Origin of the sequence: Micrococcus sp. HMSC31B01, from assembly GCF_001816085.1 — a bacterium.
GTDB lineage: Bacteria > Actinomycetota > Actinomycetes > Actinomycetales > Micrococcaceae > Micrococcus > Micrococcus luteus.
In genome coordinates, this window is record NZ_KV825405.1 from 1 (window position 1) to 2,428 (window position 2,428).

3 protein-coding genes are annotated in these 2,428 nt (G+C 74.6%); all 3 read right to left on the minus strand.

Annotation, left to right across the window (positions count from 1 at the left end; genetic code table 11):
- A partial coding sequence (locus HMPREF3105_RS11465) for an aminotransferase class III-fold pyridoxal phosphate-dependent enzyme (RefSeq protein WP_141762528.1) occupies positions 1–534 on the minus strand: 534 nt, incomplete at its 3' end.
- Positions 531–1,517, minus strand: coding sequence for an acetylglutamate kinase (gene argB, locus HMPREF3105_RS11470; protein ID WP_196296765.1), 987 nt, complete (start codon positions 1,515–1,517; stop codon positions 531–533). The genes argB and HMPREF3105_RS11465, both read right to left, overlap by 4 nt.
- Before the next feature lie 11 nt (positions 1,518–1,528).
- The coding region (gene argJ, locus HMPREF3105_RS11475) for a bifunctional glutamate N-acetyltransferase/amino-acid acetyltransferase ArgJ (protein WP_070709710.1) at positions 1,529–2,428 on the minus strand (900 nt) is incomplete at its 5' end.

The window sequence follows — 2,428 nt, forward strand, 5'->3', positions numbered from 1 at the left end:
GGCGTCCCCGCCCGGCACGTGCTCCACGCCGCCGGGCAGCGGCTCGAAGGGCGCCCGGTAGGCCTCCTTGTGCGTGAGCGCGAGGGCGCCCATCGTGCGGCCGTGGAAGGCCCGCTCGAGCGCGATCACCCGCGTCCGGCGGCCGGACGGGTCGTCCGCACCGTGGCGGCGGGCGAGCTTGAACGCGGCCTCGTTGGCCTCCGTGCCGGAGTTCGCGAAGAACACGGTGGAGCCCGCGGGCACGCCGGGCAGTTCCAGCAGGCGCTCGGCCAGGCGGATCTGCGGCTCGGACGTGAAGAGGTTGGACACGTGGCCGAGCGTGGCGATCTGCTCGGACACGGCCCGCACCAGCGCCGGGTGGCCGTGGCCGAGCGCATTCACGGCGATGCCGGCCAGCAGGTCCGTGTAGCGCCGGCCGTCGGCGTCCCACACGTGGACCCCCTCGCCGCGCACGAGCACGCGGGTGGGGCGGCCGAAGACGCCGGTCAGGGCGGCGTGGTAGCGCTCCAGCAGCGCGGACTGGTCGGTGCTCATGCGTCCTCCTCGGGGGTGGTCGGGGCGGTGGGTTCGGCGTCGGGCACCACCTGGGTGCCGACGCCCGCGGAGGTGAAGACCTCCAGCAGCATCGAGTGGGGGCGGCGGCCGTCCACGACGTGGGCGCGCTGCACGCCGGCGTCGACGGCCGCCAGGCACGCGGCCATCTTCGGGATCATCCCGGAGGCCAGGGAGGGCAGCAGCGCACGCAGCTGGGCGGCGGTGAGCGAGCTGATGAGGGAGTCCCGGTCCGGCCAGTCCGCGTAGAGGCCCTCGACGTCGGTGAGCAGCACGAGCTTCGCGGCGCCGAGGGCGGCGGCCAGGGCCGCGGCGGCGGTGTCCGCATTGACGTTGAGGACCTGCCCGGTGGGCTGGCCGTCGTCGTCGATCTCGGGGGCGACCGACGAGACCACGGGGATCCGCCCGGACTCGATCACGTCGAGGATCGCGGTCGGGTCGACGCCGGTGACCTCGCCCACGAGGCCGAGGTCCACCTCCTGCCCGTCCACGACGGCGCCCGTGCGGCGGGCGCGCAGCAGCCCCGCGTCCTCGCCGGAGAAGCCGACGGCGTACGGGCCGTGGGAGTTCACGAGGCCGACCAGCTCGCGGCCCACCTGTCCCGTGAGCACCATGCGGACCACGTCCATGGCCTCCTCGGTGGTCACGCGCAGGCCGCCGCGGAACTCGGACGCGATGCCGAGGCGGTCGAGCATCGCGTTGATCTGCGGGCCGCCGCCGTGCACCACCACGGGGTGGACCCCCACGTGGTGCAGGAACACGATGTCCTCGGCGAACGCCCGGCGCAGCTCCTCCGACACCATGGCGTTGCCGCCGTACTTGACGACCATGACGGTGCCGGCGAACCGCCGGATCCAGGGCAGGGCCTCGACGAGGACCTCCGCCTTGGACTCGGCGCGGTCGAGCCGGTCCGCGGTGGACAGGACGGGTGCGGCCGCCGTGGCCGGGTCGGTGTGCGGGCTCATGCTGGGGGTCCTCACGTGGAGTAGGCGGAGTTCTCGTGGACGTAGTCGTGCGTCAGGTCGTTGGTCCAGACCGTGGCCTCGGCGTCGCCGGCGTGCAGGTCGACCTCGACGAGCACCTCGCGGGCCGTCAGGTCCACGCGGGAGCGGTCCTCCCCCACACCGGAGGCGCGGCACACCTGGACGCCGTTGAAGCGCACGTCGAGGGCGTACGGGTCGAAGGCGGCGACCGACTCCGGGACCGTGCCGACGGCGGCGATCACGCGTCCCCAGTTCGGGTCCTGGCCGAAGATCGCGGTCTTGAACAGGTTGGAGCGGCCGACGGCGCGGGCGACGGCCTCGGCCGCTTCCTCGGTCTCGGCGTGGACCACGCGCACGGCGATGTCGTGCCGGGCGCCCTCGGCGTCGGCGACGAGCTGGCGGGACAGGTCCGCGCAGACCTCGTGGAGGGCCGCGGCGAACGCCTCGGGCTCGGGCGCGGTCCCGGACGCGCCCGAGGCCAGCAGGATCACGGTGTCGTTGGTGGACATGCACCCGTCCGAGTCGACCCGGTTGAAGGTGGCGCGCACGGCCTCGCGCAGGGCCGCGTCGAGGGCGGGGGCGGGGACGTCGGCGTCCGTGGTGATGACGCTGAGCATGGTGGCCATGCCGGGTGCCAGCATGCCCGCCCCCTTGGCCATGCCGCCCACGGTGAAGCCCGCGCCGCGGGCCACGGCGGTCTTGGCCACGGTGTCCGTGGTCTTGATCGCGACGGCGGCGTCCTCGCCGCCGTCCGGACTGAGGGCGGCGACCGCCTCGGACACGCCCGCGGTGAGGGTGTCCATCGGCAGGCGTTCGCCGATGAGGCCGGTCGAGCAGACGAGCACGTCGTCGGCGGCGGTCGCGAGGGCCGCGGCCGCGTGCTCGGCGGTGCG